This window comes from Burkholderia sp. Bp9016, from assembly GCF_003857765.1.
Lineage (GTDB): Bacteria > Pseudomonadota > Gammaproteobacteria > Burkholderiales > Burkholderiaceae > Burkholderia.
Genome location: NZ_QTPY01000007.1, coordinates 37,455 through 53,463, shown reverse-complemented (window position 1 = coordinate 53,463; position 16,009 = coordinate 37,455). Strand labels below are relative to the sequence as shown.

At 68.3% G+C, this 16,009-nt stretch carries 11 protein-coding genes; 3 read left to right on the top strand and 8 right to left on the bottom strand.

What is annotated here, in order from left to right; genetic code table 11:
• Positions 1 to 56 precede the first annotated feature (56 nt).
• Positions 57 to 1,265, top strand: a complete 1,209-nt coding sequence (hmpA, locus tag DIE13_RS10515; RefSeq protein ID WP_124827085.1) for an NO-inducible flavohemoprotein — start codon at positions 57 to 59, stop codon at positions 1,263 to 1,265.
• A gap of 77 nt (positions 1,266 to 1,342) precedes the next feature.
• On the opposite strand, the gene DIE13_RS10510 is transcribed toward hmpA, so the two are convergent.
• The 3 genes from DIE13_RS10510 to aroG all read right to left on the bottom strand — a co-directional run bounded on the left by DIE13_RS10510 (position 1,343) and on the right by aroG (position 3,184).
• On the bottom strand, positions 1,343 to 1,732 hold the full coding sequence (locus DIE13_RS10510) for a type II toxin-antitoxin system VapC family toxin (RefSeq protein WP_124827084.1): 390 nt from the start codon (positions 1,730 to 1,732) through the stop codon (positions 1,343 to 1,345).
• On the bottom strand, positions 1,729 to 1,998 hold the full coding sequence (locus DIE13_RS10505) for a type II toxin-antitoxin system Phd/YefM family antitoxin (protein ID WP_124827083.1): 270 nt from the start codon (positions 1,996 to 1,998) through the stop codon (positions 1,729 to 1,731). The genes DIE13_RS10510 and DIE13_RS10505 overlap by 4 nt, the downstream gene beginning before the upstream one ends.
• 112 nt (positions 1,999 to 2,110) lie before the next feature.
• Positions 2,111 to 3,184 (bottom strand): 3-deoxy-7-phosphoheptulonate synthase AroG, encoded by a 1,074-nt coding sequence (gene aroG, locus DIE13_RS10500; RefSeq protein ID WP_124827082.1) that lies wholly within the window; start codon positions 3,182 to 3,184, stop codon positions 2,111 to 2,113.
• A gap of 43 nt (positions 3,185 to 3,227) precedes the next feature.
• On the opposite strand from aroG, the gene DIE13_RS10495 reads away from it, so the two are divergent.
• Positions 3,228 to 3,473: a hypothetical protein gene (locus DIE13_RS10495; RefSeq protein ID WP_175750738.1), complete on the top strand. Its 246-nt coding sequence runs from the start codon at positions 3,228 to 3,230 to the stop codon at positions 3,471 to 3,473.
• Between the two features lie 110 nt (positions 3,474 to 3,583).
• Here DIE13_RS10495 and tldD read toward each other — a convergent pair whose 3' ends face one another.
• The 3 genes from tldD to DIE13_RS10480 form a co-directional block, all read right to left on the bottom strand.
• The gene (gene tldD, locus DIE13_RS10490) at positions 3,584 to 5,050 is read right to left on the bottom strand and encodes a metalloprotease TldD (protein ID WP_124827081.1); all 1,467 of its coding nucleotides are present in this window, start codon (positions 5,048 to 5,050) and stop codon (positions 3,584 to 3,586) included.
• A 94-nt stretch (positions 5,051 to 5,144) separates the two neighbouring features.
• Positions 5,145 to 5,972, bottom strand: a complete 828-nt coding sequence (locus DIE13_RS10485; protein ID WP_124827080.1) for a carbon-nitrogen hydrolase family protein — start codon at positions 5,970 to 5,972, stop codon at positions 5,145 to 5,147.
• 51 nt (positions 5,973 to 6,023) lie between these two features.
• Positions 6,024 to 10,223 (bottom strand): YhdP family protein, encoded by a 4,200-nt coding sequence (locus DIE13_RS10480; protein WP_124827079.1) that lies wholly within the window; start codon positions 10,221 to 10,223, stop codon positions 6,024 to 6,026.
• Between the two features lie 228 nt (positions 10,224 to 10,451).
• Here DIE13_RS10480 and glnE point away from each other — a divergent pair, with 228 nt between their 5' ends.
• The gene (gene glnE / locus DIE13_RS10475; RefSeq protein ID WP_124827078.1) at positions 10,452 to 13,256 is read left to right on the top strand and encodes a bifunctional [glutamate--ammonia ligase]-adenylyl-L-tyrosine phosphorylase/[glutamate--ammonia-ligase] adenylyltransferase; all 2,805 of its coding nucleotides are present in this window, start codon (positions 10,452 to 10,454) and stop codon (positions 13,254 to 13,256) included.
• Positions 13,257 to 13,380: 124 nt separating this feature from the next.
• Here glnE and recN read toward each other — a convergent pair whose 3' ends face one another.
• Positions 13,381 to 15,030 carry a DNA repair protein RecN gene (gene recN / locus DIE13_RS10470; RefSeq protein WP_124827077.1) on the bottom strand — a complete coding sequence of 550 codons (1,650 nt, stop codon included), beginning with the start codon at positions 15,028 to 15,030 and terminating at the stop codon, positions 13,381 to 13,383.
• 19 nt (positions 15,031 to 15,049) lie between these two features.
• Positions 15,050 to 15,952 carry an NAD kinase gene (locus tag DIE13_RS10465; RefSeq protein ID WP_124827076.1) on the bottom strand — a complete coding sequence of 301 codons (903 nt, stop codon included), beginning with the start codon at positions 15,950 to 15,952 and terminating at the stop codon, positions 15,050 to 15,052.
• Positions 15,953 to 16,009: the final 57 nt, after the last annotated feature.

Sequence of the window (16,009 nt, the reverse complement as noted above, 5' to 3'; positions counted from 1 at the left end):
GAGGAGCGTCGATCGTTAAACATGTATCGTATGTGCATGTTTAACGGAGAACGAACATGACCCATATCACCGCTGACCAGATGGCCCGTGTGAAGGCCACCGCCCCCGTCCTCGCCGAGCACGGTGCGACGATCACGAAGCATTTCTACCAGCGCATGTTCGCGCGTCATCCGGAACTGAAGAACCTGTTCAACCAGACGCACCAGAAGACCGGCAGCCAGCCCGAAACGCTCGCGAAGGCCGTCTACGCCTATGCAGCGAACATCGACAACCTCGGCGTGCTGGGCGGCGCGGTGTCGCGCATCTCGCACAAGCACGCGAGCCTCAACATCCGCCCGGAGCATTACCCGATCGTCGGCGAGAACCTGCTCGCGTCGATCGTCGAGGTGCTCGGCGACGCGGTCGACGCGGAAACGCTCGAAGCATGGCGCGTCGCATACGGCCAGCTCGCGCAGATCATGATCGGCGCCGAAGCCGACCTGTACGCGAACGCGGCATGGAGCGGCTTTCGTCCGTTCAAGGTCGCGCGCAAGGCGCGTGAAAGCGACGAGATCACGTCGTTCTACCTGACGCCCGCCGACGGCGGCGACGCGCCGAAGTTCGAACCTGGTCAGTACGTCTCGGTGAAGCGCTTCGTCGGCGACCTGGGTGTCGACCAGCCGCGCCAGTACAGCCTGTCCGACGCGCCGCACGGCGAGTGGCTGCGCATCTCGGTGAAGCGCGAATCGGGCAACGCCGAAGCGGTGCCGGCCGGCAAGGTGTCGACGCTGATGCATGACGGCGTCGAAGAGGGCGCGATCGTCGAAGTGACGGCGCCGATGGGCGACTTCTCGCTGAAGCGCGATGCCGATACGCCGGTGGTATTGATCTCGGGCGGCGTGGGCATCACGCCGATGATGTCGATGGCGTCGACGCTGGTTGTGGAAGGCAGCAAGCGTGAAGTGAGGTTCGTCCACGCATGCCGTTCGGGCGCGGTGCATGCGTTCCGCGACTGGCTGAACGACACGGCGCGCGAGCATGCGAACGTCAAGCGCACGGTGCTGTACGAACTGGTCGGCCCGAACGACCGCGTCGGCATCGACCACGATCTGGAAGGGCGCCTGACGCCGGAACGCGTGCAGGAATACGCGCTGGTGCCGGACGCCGACTACTACATCTGCGGCCCGATCGCGTTCATGAAGGCGCAACGTGACGCGCTGGCCGCGCTCGGCGTTGCGCCGGAGCGCATCAATACCGAGATCTTCGGCTCGGGCGCGCTCGAGTGATGGCCTGACGATTGTTTTCCGGCCTGCGAGCAAAGCCCGGCGCGAACCGGGCTTTGCTTGATGCCGGGGGCAGGGCATCAGGCGCGCAGCATCAGCGTGGCGTGATAGCGCCACACTTTGGGATCGGCGCTGACGAGCGGCATGCCTTCATGGAGTGCCTGCGCGACCATCACGCGGTCGAACGGATCGGCATGATCCGGAAAATCGGGTAGTGCGGCGACACCTTCGACGTGATCGCTGCTGATCGGCAATTCCGCAAAACCTGCGAGGCGGAATGCCGAACGCGCATCGCGTGGATGGACGGGCAGATTGCCGTTGCGGTATTTGATCGCGATTTCCCAGATGGACGCAGCGCTGACGTACAGCGTGTTTTCGGGATGTTCGATCAATGCTGCCGCAGTCGCCGAAAGTTGAGGCGCACCCTCAGCCGCCCATAGCGCGATGTGCGTATCGAGCAGCAGCTTCACGGTGCGAGCCCCTGTTCCGAGCTGGCATCGAAGTCGGTGGCAATCGATTCATCGCCGGTATTGAATGCCTCGACGGTGGTCGGGATATTCAGCCCTGCAAGCAACTGACGGGCTGCACCGATGCGCTTGGGTGCGGCATAAGGAACGATCCGGGCAACCGGATGACCATTGCGGGCGATCACGACTTCGGATTCTCGCCCCAATTCAAGCGCTTCGACGAGGCTCGAGAGCCGTGACTTGGCGTCGTGCATGTTGACGATCGGCATGATCGACTCTTGGTTAGCTAAATGATGTTAGCTAGTCTAGCAGGCCGAAACGACGACCGCAGGCTGGCCGCATGGCCAATCCGCCGCGAGGCGGCCAACCTGTTTGCGTCCGTCAGTTCCCGCTGCCGCGCGCGACGCGGCGCGCCTTCACCGATTCCGCGAGGCCTTCGAGCACCTTCACGCTGTCGTCCCACGCGATGCACGCGTCGGTGATGCTCTGGCCGTAGGTCAGCGGGCAGCCTTCCTTCAGGTCCTGACGCCCCTCGACCAGGTGCGACTCGATCATCACGCCGACGATGCGCGCGTCGCCGGCCGCGACCTGGCGGCCGATGTCCGCGCACACGGGGATCTGGTTCTCGTGCTTCTTCGAGCTGTTCGCGTGGCTCGCGTCGATCATCAGGCGCGCGGCGAGGCCGGCCTTGCCGATGTCCGCGCATGCGGCGTTCACGCTTTCCGCGTCGTAGTTCGGCGCCTTGCCGCCGCGCAGGATCACGTGGCAGTCCTCGTTGCCGGCCGTCGACACGATCGCCGAGTGACCGCCCTTGGTTACCGACAGGAAATGGTGCGGCTGCGATGCGGCCTTGATCGCGTCGACCGCGATCTTCACGTTGCCGTCGGTGCCGTTCTTGAAGCCGACCGGGCACGACAGCCCCGATGCCAGTTCGCGGTGCACCTGCGACTCGGTCGTGCGCGCGCCGATCGCACCCCACGAGATCAGGTCGGCGATGTACTGCGGGCTGATCATGTCGAGGTATTCGGTCGCGGCCGGCAGCCCCATCTCGTTGATCTGCAGCAGCAGTTCGCGCGCGGTGCGCAGCCCTTCGTTGATCTTGAAGCTGTTGTCCAGGTGCGGATCGTTGATGAGCCCCTTCCAGCCGACCGTCGTGCGCGGCTTCTCGAAGTACACGCGCATCACGATTTCCAGCTCGCCCTTGAAGCGTTCGCGCTCCTTCACGAGCCGCCCCGCGTACTCGATCGCCGCCTTCGTATCGTGGATCGAGCAGGGCCCGATCACGACGATCAGCCGGTCGTCCATCCCGTGCAGGATGCGGTGCATCGACTGGCGCGAGTTGTAGATCAGCTCGGACGCGGCTTCGGAGCACGCGAATTCGCGGATCAGGTGGGCGGGCGGCGTCAGTTCCTTGAGTTCGCGAATGCGGACGTCGTCGGTATTGTGCGGGGGCATGCTGTTTCTCCTAATTTTCCGGGGCGCCGTTCGGTCAATGTGCGTGCGGCAGATTCATCAATTCAGGCAATTCAGTGGTTTCGGTCGGGGCCGTGGAATCCGCTGCGGCGGCGACCGGCTGGCGAAGGGCGAAAAAAAACCGCCGGGTTCGCCGGCGGTTTTTTCGGGAATTTCGGTTGCGCTTTACGCGCCATCAACCCTCTCGATCCGCCAGCGGTCTGAGATGCCAAAAAAAGTAAAAATAAAACTTGGCGGACATGACGGAGATTCGGTTCGTCAAAAAAGTTGATTCAGAATTTATACCCTGTCGCCGCGCGGCTGGCAACTAGGTTTGCTCGAAAATGCGGACAATCCGCGCGTTTTATTCAAAATGCGCGGATTGTCTGCGTCGCGATGCGGTTATGCCGTACCGCCGACCGTCATCTTGTCGATCCGCAGGGTCGGCTGGCCGACGCCGACGGGCACGCTCTGGCCTTCCTTGCCGCACACGCCGACGCCCGAGTCGAGCGACATGTCGTTGCCGATCATGCTCACGTACTTCAGCGATTCCGGGCCGCTGCCGATCAGCGTCGCGCCCTTCACCGGGTAGGTGATCTTGCCGTTTTCGATCATGTACGCCTCGGAGGCCGAGAACACGAACTTGCCGTTCGTGATGTCGACCTGGCCGCCGCCGAAGTTCACCGCGTACAGGCCGTTCTTCACCGACCCGATGATTTCCTGCGGATCCTTGTCGCCGTTCAGCATGTACGTGTTAGTCATGCGCGGCATCGGCAGCGCCGCGTACGACTCGCGCCGCGCGTTGCCAGTGACGGGCATCTTCATCAGGCGCGCGTTCAGCGTGTCCTGGATGTAGCCCTTCAGGATGCCGTCCTCGATCAGCGTCGTGCACTGCGTCGGGTTGCCTTCGTCGTCGATGTTCAGCGAGCCGCGGCGGTTCGGCAGCGTGCCGTCGTCGACCACCGTCACGCCCTTCGCTGCGACCTGCTCGCCGATCCGGCCGGCGAACGCCGACGAACCCTTGCGGTTGAAGTCGCCCTCGAGACCGTGGCCGATCGCCTCGTGCAGCAGCACGCCCGGCCAGCCCGGCCCGAGCACCACAGTCATCGCACCGGCCGGCGCGGGGCGGGCGTCGAGGTTGACGAGCGCTGCGTGCACGGCGTCGTCGACGTAGCGCGACAGCACTTCGTCGGTGAAATAGCCGTAGTCGAAGCGGCCGCCGCCGCCGCCGGAGCCGATTTCGCGGCGGCCGTTCTGTTCTGCGATCACCGTGACCGACACGCGCACGAGCGGGCGGATGTCGGCGGCCAGCGCGCCGTCGCTGCGCGCGACCAGCACGACGTCGTATTCGCCGGCGAGGCCCGCCATCACCTGCGTGACGCGCGGGTCGCGGCCGCGCGCCATCTTCTCGATGCGCTCGAGCAGCTTGACCTTGGCCGTCGCGTCGAGCGACGCGAGCGGATCGGACGGCAGGTACAGGTCGCGGCCCGAGATGCCCTTGAGCGACGTTGCCGCCTTGATCTTCTGGCGGCCGCCGCCGGCCGCCGCGATCGCCTTGGTGGCCGCGGCCGCCTGGGCGATGGCTTCCGGCGACAGGTCGTCCGAGTAAGCGAACGCGGTGCGGTCGCCTGCGACCGCGCGCACGCCGACGCCCTGGTCGATGCTGAAGCTGCCCGACTTCACGATGCCTTCCTCGAGGCTCCACGCTTCGCTGCGGGTCGCCTGGAAGTACAGGTCCGCGTAGTCGACGCGATGCGTGAAGATGTCGGCGATCGTGCGCGTGAGCAGGCTCTCGTCGAGGCCGTACGGCGTGAGGAGGATGTCCTTCGCCAGCGCAAGGTTGCGGATGCCGGGTTCGATGATGTTCATGCGGGTATCGAGGGTTCTCAAAAAGTTGTCGGGTGCGTTCTGGGCAGATGGGTTTGGCCGGGCGTCGTTTCAAGCGCCGCGGCGCTCCGGCGGTTCAGGCCAGCACGCGATGCCGCCACGCGGGCAGGCTCTGGCGCACGTCGGCGATGCGCTGCGGATCGATGACGCCGGTCACGACGCTCGCGCCCTCGTCGCGAACCGCGACGATCTCGCCCCACGGGTCGATCAGCATGCTGTGGCCCCAGGTGCGCCGGCCGTTCTCGTGCTTGCCGCCCTGTGCGGCAGCCAGCACGTAGCATTGATTCTCGACGGCCCGCGCGCGCAGCAGCATTTCCCAGTGCGCGCGGCCCGTCGTATACGTAAACGCCGACGGCACGACGATCAGCGCGCAGTCGCCCATCCTGCGGTACAGCTCCGGAAAGCGCAGATCGTAACAGACCGACAGGCCGACCCGCCCGAACGGCGCGTCGAACGCGACGACCGTATTGCCCGCGCGGATCGTGCGCGCTTCGTCGAACGATTCGTCGCCTTTCTCGAAGTTGAACAGGTGGATCTTGTCGTAGCGGGCCGCTTCGTGGCCGCTCGGGTCGAACACGAGCGTGGTGTTCAGCACGCGATCGGGCTCCGGCGCCTTCAGCGGCAATGTGCCGCCGATCACCCAGATGCCGTGTTGCTGCGCGGCCTCTGCGAGAAAGCGCTGGATCGGACCGTCGCGGTAGGCTTCGGCGAGCGCGAGCTTGTCGGTGTCGCGGTGGCCCATGAAGCAGAAATACTCGGGCAGCAGCACGAGCTGCGCACCTTCGCCGGCGGCTTCCGCGATCAGGCGGCGTGCCTCTGCGAGATTGCTCGCGACGTCCGGCGTGCTCACCATCTGCAGCGCGGCGACCCGCAAGGGCGTGGCGGAACGGGTGTGATCGGTCATCGCAGGATCGATTGCGTAATAAATGGGGTGCGGCCCGGCACCGTGCGCGGATCAGTGGCTCGCCGCATTGGCCGGCCCGTGGTTCATCTTACCCTGATCGCCCTGCACCCGCTCGATGTGCGGATGCGCCCACGAGCCGGTGATCGAGTAGTCGAGCGCGAACGCGTGCGACAGCGTTTCCGACAGCGCGTAGTTCGCGGCCAGCACGCCGACTCCGAGCAGCGGGTTGATGATCGCGGCCGCGATCGCCGCCGTGCCGGCGCCGATCTTCGGCGCGACATGCGCGTGCAGGTCCTGCGTCTCGGTGCCGAGGTCGACCGCGCCGCGCACCGTCACGTTCGCCGGCGCCGTCGTCATCGAGAAGTCGTCGGTGCGCGCGATGCCGTTCGAAATCCGGCTTGTGCCCGTAATCTTGTCGAACGGCAGCCCCTTGCCGACCACGTCGCGGAAATTCAGCGTCAGGAACCGTGCGAGGCTTTGCAGGCTCAGCACGCCGAGCAGTTTCGCTGCGCCCGGATCGACCTTCAGGATCTGGCCGTGCTCGAGGTCGAGCGCGACCTGGCCGCCGAACGACGGGAAGTCGACCGCGGTCGGGCCGCCGCGCCAGCCGACCTTGCCCGTTATCGTGCCGTGGCCGTCCGCCAGCGTGCGGGGCAGGCCGACGCGGTCGAGCAGCGCGCCTGCATTGCCGATGTCGAGCTTGAAGTCGAACACGCTGCGTCGCGGCGCGTCGGCTTCGTCGACGCCGCGGGCGAGTGCGCGGCGCGACGTGCGCCAGTTGCCGGTTGCCGTCAGCTTCGCGGCGGGGTTCGCCAGTTCGAGCTTGTCGAGCTGCCACACCGGCGCGCCGTCCTCGTCGATGTTGCGTGCGTTGACGACGAGCCGGCCGATGTCGTGATCGCGCGCGACGACCTGGTCGACGATCAGGTCGACCGACGGCATCGGTCGGTCGGTCGGCGTCGGCAGGTTCATCGCGCGGCCGACGAGGTCGTGCTGCGCGCTTTGCGGAATCACGAGCTTCGCGAGCCGCGCGTTCAGCACGCCCGCGCCGTTGTGGCCGCCGCCCGGCGCCCACGACAGATAGCCCGATACCTGGTTCGACGCGACGTTCGCCTGCCACAGCTCGTCGACGTGCGACGCGCCGACGATCACGTTCTCCCAGTTGCGCTTGAGCAGCTTCAGCGTGCCGAAGTGGAGCGCGAAGCGCTTGGGCGTGAAGCTCGCGAAGTCGACGCGCGGGGTGTCCTGCGGCTGCGGCGTGCGCGTCGAAGCCGGCTGCAGCGTGCGGGCCAGCGCGATCCACGCGTCGGCATCGAGCTCGTTGACGTCGACGGCCGCGCTCACGCCATCCTGCGGCATGTCGGGCATCCGGTGGATGCCCATCGCGCCGCGCACCGCGCGCAACGGCTCGCCGGGCGTCGCGTCGAGCAGGTAGCTCGCGGACACCGGGCCGAACGTCAGGTCGGCGTGTTCGAGGCGCTTGCCGTCCGTCCGGGCCGCCGGCTGCAGCGTGAAGTGGAACGGCATCGGCGTGCCGGCCGGTTTCTCGAACGGCGCCGGGAAGTTCAGTGCGACGCCCGTCAGGTCGGAATGGGCGGTGACTTCGGGCAGCCGGCCCGGCGCGCCGCGCACGGCGAGCCGGTACGGCGCATCGCCGACCACATGCTCGAGCAGCGCCGCGGCCGTGCCGCGCAGGTTCAGGCCGCGCGCGGCGTCGAGCGCGAGCTTGCCGTCGACGTCCACTGCATACGGGCCATGCGACCGGAAGTTGCCGCTCGCCCGCACCGGCCCGCCGAGGAAGCGCCCCGACAGGTCGTGCAGCGATGCGCCGGCCTCGGTGAAGCGCACGCTGCCGCGCAGCGCGGACAGCGGCGGCACGCCGTCGGTCGACAGCGTGTTGCCGCCGAACGCGAGCGCGCCTTCGACGTGCGTATGCGGATGCGGTACGTGCTGCGGAATCGTGATCTTCAGCGCGAGCGACGCCGGGCCCTGCGCATCGATCCGCTGGCCGATGTGCCCGCTCATCGTGCCGAGCGAGCTGTTGTCCGCGTAGTCGATCAGGTCGGCGAGCGGGCCTTGCGCGTGGCCGTCGATCACGAGCGGTGACTTCGGCGGATTGCCGAGATCGTCGATGCGGCCCATGACTTTCGTCAGCATGACGCGCTTGTAGTGCGCACGCGCGATGTCGAAGTGCAGCTTGTTCTGCGCGAGCTCGAACACGCCGTCGATTCCGTCGAGCGCCGGCCAGACGCTCGGCGTACCGTTCGCGAGCTTGCGCGGCGGGTAGGGCGTCGGCTCGAAGCGCCCGCCGGTGAACGGCGCGACGATGTGGAACACGCCTGCATCCGGCTCGTGTTCGAACGGGAATTTGTCGAGCGGGCCGCGGGCGACGATCGACGCGCCCTTGGTCACCTGGCCGTCCTGCAACGCATGGCCGAGATAGTCGCGCAGGTGATCGGACATCCCGGTCGGCAGATAGCGCGGAATGCGCGCGACCGACGCGCGTGCGAAATCCGCGCGCAGGTCGAGCGAGCCGCGCCCGTGCCCGGGATTCGTGTACGTGCCCGACACCGTGATCTCGGCATCGGGGTTCGAGACGAGCAGGTCGGGCAGCGTCACGTCGACGCGCGCGTGCTTGTCGCCCGGTGCCGGCGTGACGACCCATTTCGCGTTGCCGCGCAGCCGGTCGAAAGTCAGGCGCGGCTCGTCGAATTCGCCGGGCACCGTAACAGCCGCATTGACCGTGTCGAAGTGCGCGGTGCCGCCCGTCTCGTTCGCATCGATGCGGCCCCACAGGTTCTCGACGCCCGGCCAGCCGGCGCGCGGGTGGCCGCGCGGGGACAGCCCCGGCGGCGGTTCCTGCGCGGCGACGCTGATGCCCTGCAGGTCGCCGAGAAAGCGGTAGCGCACGATCGGCGCCGCGCCGGTGCGCCGCTCCTCGTCGGCGAGGTCGGCCCGCGCCGGCTTCGCGCGTTCCACCTCGATTTGATAGTTCGACACCATCCCGCGCGGGTCGAGCTTGATCAGCTCGTTGCGCAGGCGCGCCGGCAGCGGCAGCCCGCGAATGAACTCGCTGAGGATGCCGAGATCGACGCGGTCGCCCACGACGCTCAGCAACTGCCCCTGGTCGGCGGTCGGCACGCGATAGCGGGCGGTCAGCGTCGACAGCGCGAGCGAGCGGGCGAGCGGTGTGCCGTCCGGAAGCGGCGGCTGGCCGAGCTCCGCGTTGAAGCGCGTCAGGTGCAGCGTGTAGTCGCGGCCGGCGTCGAGTGCCATGTCCCAGCCGAAACCGACCGTCGGCACGTCGAGGCGCGGCTGGGTCGGCCGCACCTGCAGCACGACGTCGGCGCCTTGCAGGTCGCCGCCTGCCGAGCGCAGGTGGCCGTCCTGAAAGGTCGCCCAGATCGCGTTGTCGATGCGGCCCGCATGGGCCGTCAGCGGCAGGTCGAGATAGCGGCCGAGCGTTTGCAGGTCGACGGGGCCCGTCGACAGATACGCGTCGCCCGTCCAGTTCGACGGCTTGCCGATCGGCGCGAGCCGCATGTGCTTGAAGCGCGCGCGGAAATCGAGCGGGCCGAGCAGCAGCGTGCCGTTCGCGGGCGCCTGCAGCGCGGCCTTGTGGACGAGGCCGTCGTTGAGCACCGCGAGCCGGATGCCCGATAGCGCGAGCTCCGGCGCGTCGTGCTGCGCGTCGCGCCAGCGCAGGGTGCCGTTGCGCAGCACGATCGCTTCCTGTTTCAGCAGCCACGTGCCGAAGGTGTCGTTGCCGCCGTGGGTGGTCGCGACGCCGACGCCCGCGACGCTCAGCGAGCCGTCGGCCGCGCGTGCGATCACCAGATCGGGGTGGTCGACGATCAGGCTCGACAGCGCGGGCGACAGCCGCAACAGCGACATCCACGACAGTGCGGCGGTCGCATGCGGGACCGACAACGCGATCTGGCCATCACGGCCACGGATGGTGAGGTTGGCGACCTCGACGCCCGGCTGCATGCCGGACCAGTGCGGAGACAGTTTGCCGATCGAAAGCTGCGCGTGAAGCTTGTCGGACACCGCGCGCTCGATGCGCGGGCGGAATTCGTCGATGCGCGGCAGCAGCACGTAGCGCAGCCCGAGGAACGCGCCGGACGCGACGAAGTAAGCGCCGACCCCGACCGCCAGCGTCACCCTGAACACGCGACGCAGGACCGGATGATCGTGCTTCGGAGGTCCCGCTTCGGGCGCAGCTACGGCGGATTCCTGACGGTCGGACATGCGGCGGACGGGCGGCGATATGGTAGTTTTGCAGACTGACGTTGAAATGTATCACACGGGTTCGTGCCGGCGGCCGTTGCGGCAGCTCGGCACGGGCTTTCCGGCGCGCGGTTTCGCGGCGGCGCACGTGCGTCGCGCGACACCGCGCCGAGTCCATGGGGCCTGTCGGCAGCGGGGCGCGCACGCGTTTCCCGGCGCGGCGGGCCTTACCGCCAGGCCCGCTTCTCGATGACCGACGCTTCCGCCCTGATCAGCCCGTCCTATTCCCGCTACATCGCCCGCGCGGTGGCTGCGCGTCCCGCGCTGTCCGACCAGATCGCCGCATGGGCCGCCGCGCCGCTCGGCCGCGCGCAACTCGACGCGCGCCTGACCGAGCTGCTCGTGCCGCCGGCCGGCTTGGCCGCGCCGAGCGACGAGCAACTCAAGCGCGCGCTGCGGCAGTTGCGCGCCGAGGTGTTCGGCGCGGTCGCGGAGCGCGACCTGCGTGGCGTCGCTGACGTCGCCGAGGTGACGTCAGCGATGACCGATCTCGCCGAAGCGGCCGTGCAGCGCTCGCTCGCGCTGCTGTCGGACGAACTCGAGGCAATGTACGGCGAGCCGCGCGGCGCCGACGGCCAGCGCGTGGTGCTCGGCGTGGTCGGGATGGGCAAGCTCGGCGGGCGCGAGCTGAACGTGTCGTCGGACATCGACCTGATCTTCGTCTACGAGGACGACGGCGAGACGACCGGCGGCACGCGCGCGCCGTTGTCCACGCAGGAATACTTCACGCGGCTCGGCCGGCGCCTGATCGGCGTACTGTCCGAGGTCACGGCCGACGGCTACGTGTTTCGCGTCGACATGCGGCTGCGCCCGAACGGCGATTCGGGGCCGCTCGTCTGCAGCCTCGGCATGCTCGAGGAATATTTCTACGTGCAGGGGCGCGAATGGGAGCGCTACGCGTGGATCAAGGGGCGGCTCGTGTCGGAAGGCCGCAGCGATGCCGCGCAGCGGCTCGCGTCGCAGCTCGAGGCGATCGTCAAGCCGTTCGTGTACCGCCGCTACCTCGATTTCGGCGTGATCGGCGCGATCCGTTCGCTGCATCTGCAGATTCGCCAGGAAGCCGCGCGCCGTGCGTCGATGCGGCCGGACAAGGCCGACGACGTCAAGCTCGGGCGCGGCGGGATCCGCGAGATCGAATTCAGCGCGCAGGTGTTCCAACTGATCCGCGGCGGTCAGGATGCGGAGTTCCGCGTGCGGCCGACGCTCGCCGTGCTGCGCCATGCGCAGGCGCGCGGGCTGATCGGCGAGGACGTGTGCGAGCGCCTGACCGACGCGTACAACTTCCTGCGCACGCTCGAGCACCGGCTGCAATACCGCGATGACGCGCAGACGCATGCGATGCCGGTCGACCCGGACGAGCGCGCGGCGCTGGCCGCGTCGCTCGGCTTTGGCGACTACGCGGCGCTGATGACGGTGCTGGATGGCCATCGCACGTTCGTCGAGGCGCAGTTCGATCAGATATTCGCCGACAAGGTGAACGGCGGTGGCCCGTGCGCGGCGGGCGAAGACACGGCGGCCGCGTGGATCTGGAGCAGCGCGCTCGCCGACGACGGCGAGGACGACACGCTGCTCGCCCGCCTCGGCGGGCTGGGCTTCGCCGATCCGGCCACGGTGCTCGCGCGGTTGCGCGCGATCTGGCAGTCGTCGCGCTACGCCGGCCTGCCGGAAAAGAGCCGGCAGCGCTTCGACAGCGTCGCGCAGCGCGCGCTCGAAGCCGCGCCGCGGATCGACGCCGCGCGCCGCGACGACACCGTCGTCCGGTTGTTCGACCTGCTCGAGACGGTCAGCCGGCGCGGCGTCTATCTGGCGCTGCTGACCGAATATCCGGCCGCGCTCGACCGCGTGCTGTCCGTGCTCGGTGCGACGCGCTGGGGTGGTGGCTACCTGATCCGCCACCCGCAGCTGCTCGACGAACTGCTCGACGACGAAGCGATCGCGAGCCCGTTCGACTGGCCCGCGTTCAAGGATGCGTTGCGTGCGCGCCTCGCGGCAGCCGACGGCCCCGAGCAGCAGATGGACCTGCTGCGGCACGCGCAGCACGCGGAGGTGTTCCGCATCCTGCTGATCGACCTGGCGGGGCAGTTGTCGGTCGAGCATGTCAGCGACCGCCTGTCCGAGCTGGCCGATGCGGTGCTCGACGTGACGATCGAAGTGGTCTGGTCGCAGCTCGCGAAGCGCCATCGCGACGTGCCGAAATTCGCGGTGATCGCGTACGGCAAGCTCGGCGGCAAGGAGCTCGGCTACGCGTCGGATCTCGACCTGATCTTCCTGTACGACGACCCCGACGAGCGCTCGGCGGACGTCTACACGACGTTCACGCGCCGGCTGATCACGTGGCTCACGACGGCGACCGGCGCGGGCGCGCTGTTCGACATCGACCTGCGGCTGCGGCCGAACGGCGAGGCCGGGCTGCTCGTCACCGATCTCGACGCGTTCCGCCGCTACCAGTTGCGCGAGGGCGACGCGGCGAACACCGCGTGGGTGTGGGAGCACCAGGCGCTGACGCGTGCGCGCTACAGCGCGGGCGACGCGCAGATCGGCACGGACTTCGAGGCGATCCGCCACCAGGTGCTGACGACGCCGCGCGACGGGGGCGTGCTCGCGAAGGAAATCGTCGACATGCGCGGCAAGGTGTTTGCCGGTCACCCGAACCAGACCGAGCTGTTCGATTTGAAGCACGATCGCGGCGGGATGGTCGACATCGAGTTCATCGTCCAGTACTGGGTGCTGCTGCATGCGTCGAGCGATGCCGAGCTGATCCGCAACACCGGCAACATCGCGCTGCTGCGCGAGGTCGCGCGCTTCGGGCTGATGGGCGAGGACGAGGCCGAGCGCGTCGGCGCGGCGTACCGCAAGTACCGGAAGCTGCAGCACAAGCTGCGACTCGACGGGATGGAGAAGGCGCGGGTCGATCCGGCCGTGGTGGCCGCCGAGCGGGCGGCCGTGACGGCGCTGTGGGCGCGCGTGTTCGGGGCCGTTGAAACGAATGTTTGAGTCGGGTGTTTGAGGCGGTCGTTCGAATCGGCGGGGCAGGGCGGACGCGATCGCGTGCCGCTTTCCGCAAAAAAAGACCGGCGCATGCGCCGGTCTTTTTGCATTCAGCCGACGGGTGCCGGTGTCAGGCCGCCAGCATTTCCTTCGCGTGCTTGCGCGTCGTCGCGGTGATTTCGAGGCCGCCGAGCATCCGCGCGACTTCCTCGACGCGGCTGGCCTTGTCGAGCGGGATGACCGACGACACGGTGCCGCCGCGGTCGTCGGCACCCTTCGCGACCTGGAAGTGATGGTCGCCGCGCGCGGCGACCTGCGGCAGGTGCGTCACGCACAGCACCTGGCGGTCGCGCCCGAGCTGGTGCAGCAGGCGCCCGACCACTTCGGCGACGCCGCCGCCGATCCCCGTGTCGACTTCGTCGAAAATCAGCGTCGGCGTCGGGCTGGCCGCGCTGGCGATCACCGCGAGCGCGAGGCTGATCCGTGCGAGTTCGCCGCCGGACGCGACTTTCGCGAGCGGCCGCAGCGGCACGCCGGGGTGCCCGGCGACGCGGAATTCGACCTGCTCGAGCCCGTGCGGGCCGCCGTCGGCGAGCGGGACGAGCGCGACTTCGAAGCTGCCGCCCGCCATCGACAGTTCCTGCATGCCGGCCGTGACGGCCGTGCCGAGCGCCTTGGCTGCGTGCGTGCGTGCCTTCGACAGGCGTTTCGCGTCGTCGAGATAGGCTTCCCGCGCCTTTGCCTGCGCGGCTTCGAGCGCGCCGAGGTCGGCGGCTGCGTCGAGCGCGGCGAGCTGCGCGCGGCGTGCCGCGTGTTCCTCGTGCAGCGTGTCGGGCGGCAACCGGAACTTGCGGGCGGTCGAGTGCAGCGCATCGAGGCGGGCCTCGACCTGTGCGAGCCGGGCCGGGTCGAGATCGAGACGCTGCGCGTAGTGGGACAGCGAATAGACGGCTTCCTGCAACTGGATCTCGGCCGGTTCGAGCGACGCGAGCGCATCGCCGAGCCCCGTATCGTAGTCGGCGAGGCTGCGCAGCTTCGACACGATCGCGCCGAGCTGCGGCAGCATCGCGTCGTCGGCCTCGGACAGCGCATTGAGTGCGCCCTGCACGCCGGCGATCAGGTTCGCCGAATGCGACAGGCGCTTGTGCTCGCTGCCGACTTCGTCCCATTCGCCGGGTTGCGGCGCGAGCTTGTCGAGTTCGGCGAGCTGCCACGCGAGCTTTTCGCGTTCGAGCTGCAGTTCGCGTTCGTGCGCCTTCGCGGCGTCGATCGCCTGTGTCGCGTCGCGCCATACGCGCCACGCGCGGGCGACGTTCGCGGCATCGGCGACGAGCCCCGCATGGGTGTCGAACAGTTCGCGCTGCGCATCGGGACGCATCAGCAACTGGTGCGCATGCTGGCCGTGGATGTCGACCAGCATCTCGCCGAGTTCGCGCAACTGCGCGAGTGTCGCGCTGGTGCCGTTGATGAACGCGCGCGAGCGGCCGTTCGCGTCAATCACGCGGCGCAGCATCACGGTGTCCTCGGCGTCGAACGCGTGTTCGTCGAGCCAGCGCGCGACACGGTCGTGCGGCGTGAATTCGGCGGTGATGTCGGCGCGGCCGCAGCCGGCGCGCACGACGCTTGCGTCGGCGCGTTCGCCGAGTGCGAGCGCAAGGGCGTCGATCAGGATCGATTTGCCGGCGCCGGTTTCGCCGGAAAAGACGGTGAAGCCGCTGTCGAATTCGAGATCGAGCGCGGCGACGATGACGAAGTCGCGAATCGAGAGGTGGCGGAGCATGGTGTCGGGCGTGGGTGCGTCAGGACGCCTTGTCGTCTTCGTTCGATGCGTGTTCGTTCCAGTGCAGCTTCTTGCGCAGCGTCGCGTAATAGCTGTAGCCGATCGGGTGCAGGAACGGCACCGTGTGCTTCGAGCGGCGCACCTCGATCGTGTCGTTCAGTTCGAGCGCGGTAAACGACTGCATGTCGAAGTTCACGTTGACGTCGCGGCCGCCGACGATCTGGATCGCTATTTTCGAGTCGTCGGGCAGCACGATCGGCCGGTTCGACAGCGCGTGCGGCGCGATCGGCACGAGCACGATGCCCTGGAGTTGCGGATGCAGGATCGGGCCGGCCGACGACAGCGCGTAGGCGGTCGAGCCGGTCGGCGTCGCGACGATCAGGCCGTCCGAGCGCTGGTTGTACATGTACCGGCCGTCGACTGACGCGCGCAGCTCGACCATCCCGGAGAAGCCGCTGCGGTTCACGACGACGTCGTTGAACGCGATCGCATGGTAGATCGGTTCGCCGTCGCGCATGATCCGTGCCTCGAGCAGCGAGCGCTCCTCGCGCTCGAACTTGCCCGACAGGATCACCGGGACGAGTGCCTGCATGTCGGCAGCCGCGATGTCCGTGATGAAGCCGAGCCGCCCGTGGTTGATCCCGATCAACGGCGTCTTGTATGGCGCGAGCTGGCGGCCGATGCCGAGCATCGTGCCGTCGCCGCCCAGCACGACCGCCACGTCGGCGCGCGCCCCGATTTCGGCCGGGGTGAGCGCCGGATAGCCGGAGATGCCGATTTCGCGCGCGGTTTCGCCTTCGAAGACGACCTCGAAGCCCAGCTTCGCGATGCAGCCAGCCAGCGTGGCGAGCGGCTCGGCGATGCCGGGCGTGTTGCTCCGGCCGACGAGCGCGACAGTGTTGAACTGATTACCGGTTTTCATGCCGGCATTACACCATAGCTCGTTGACGAAAAGAACCGGCTGTGCGCCGGCGGGGCC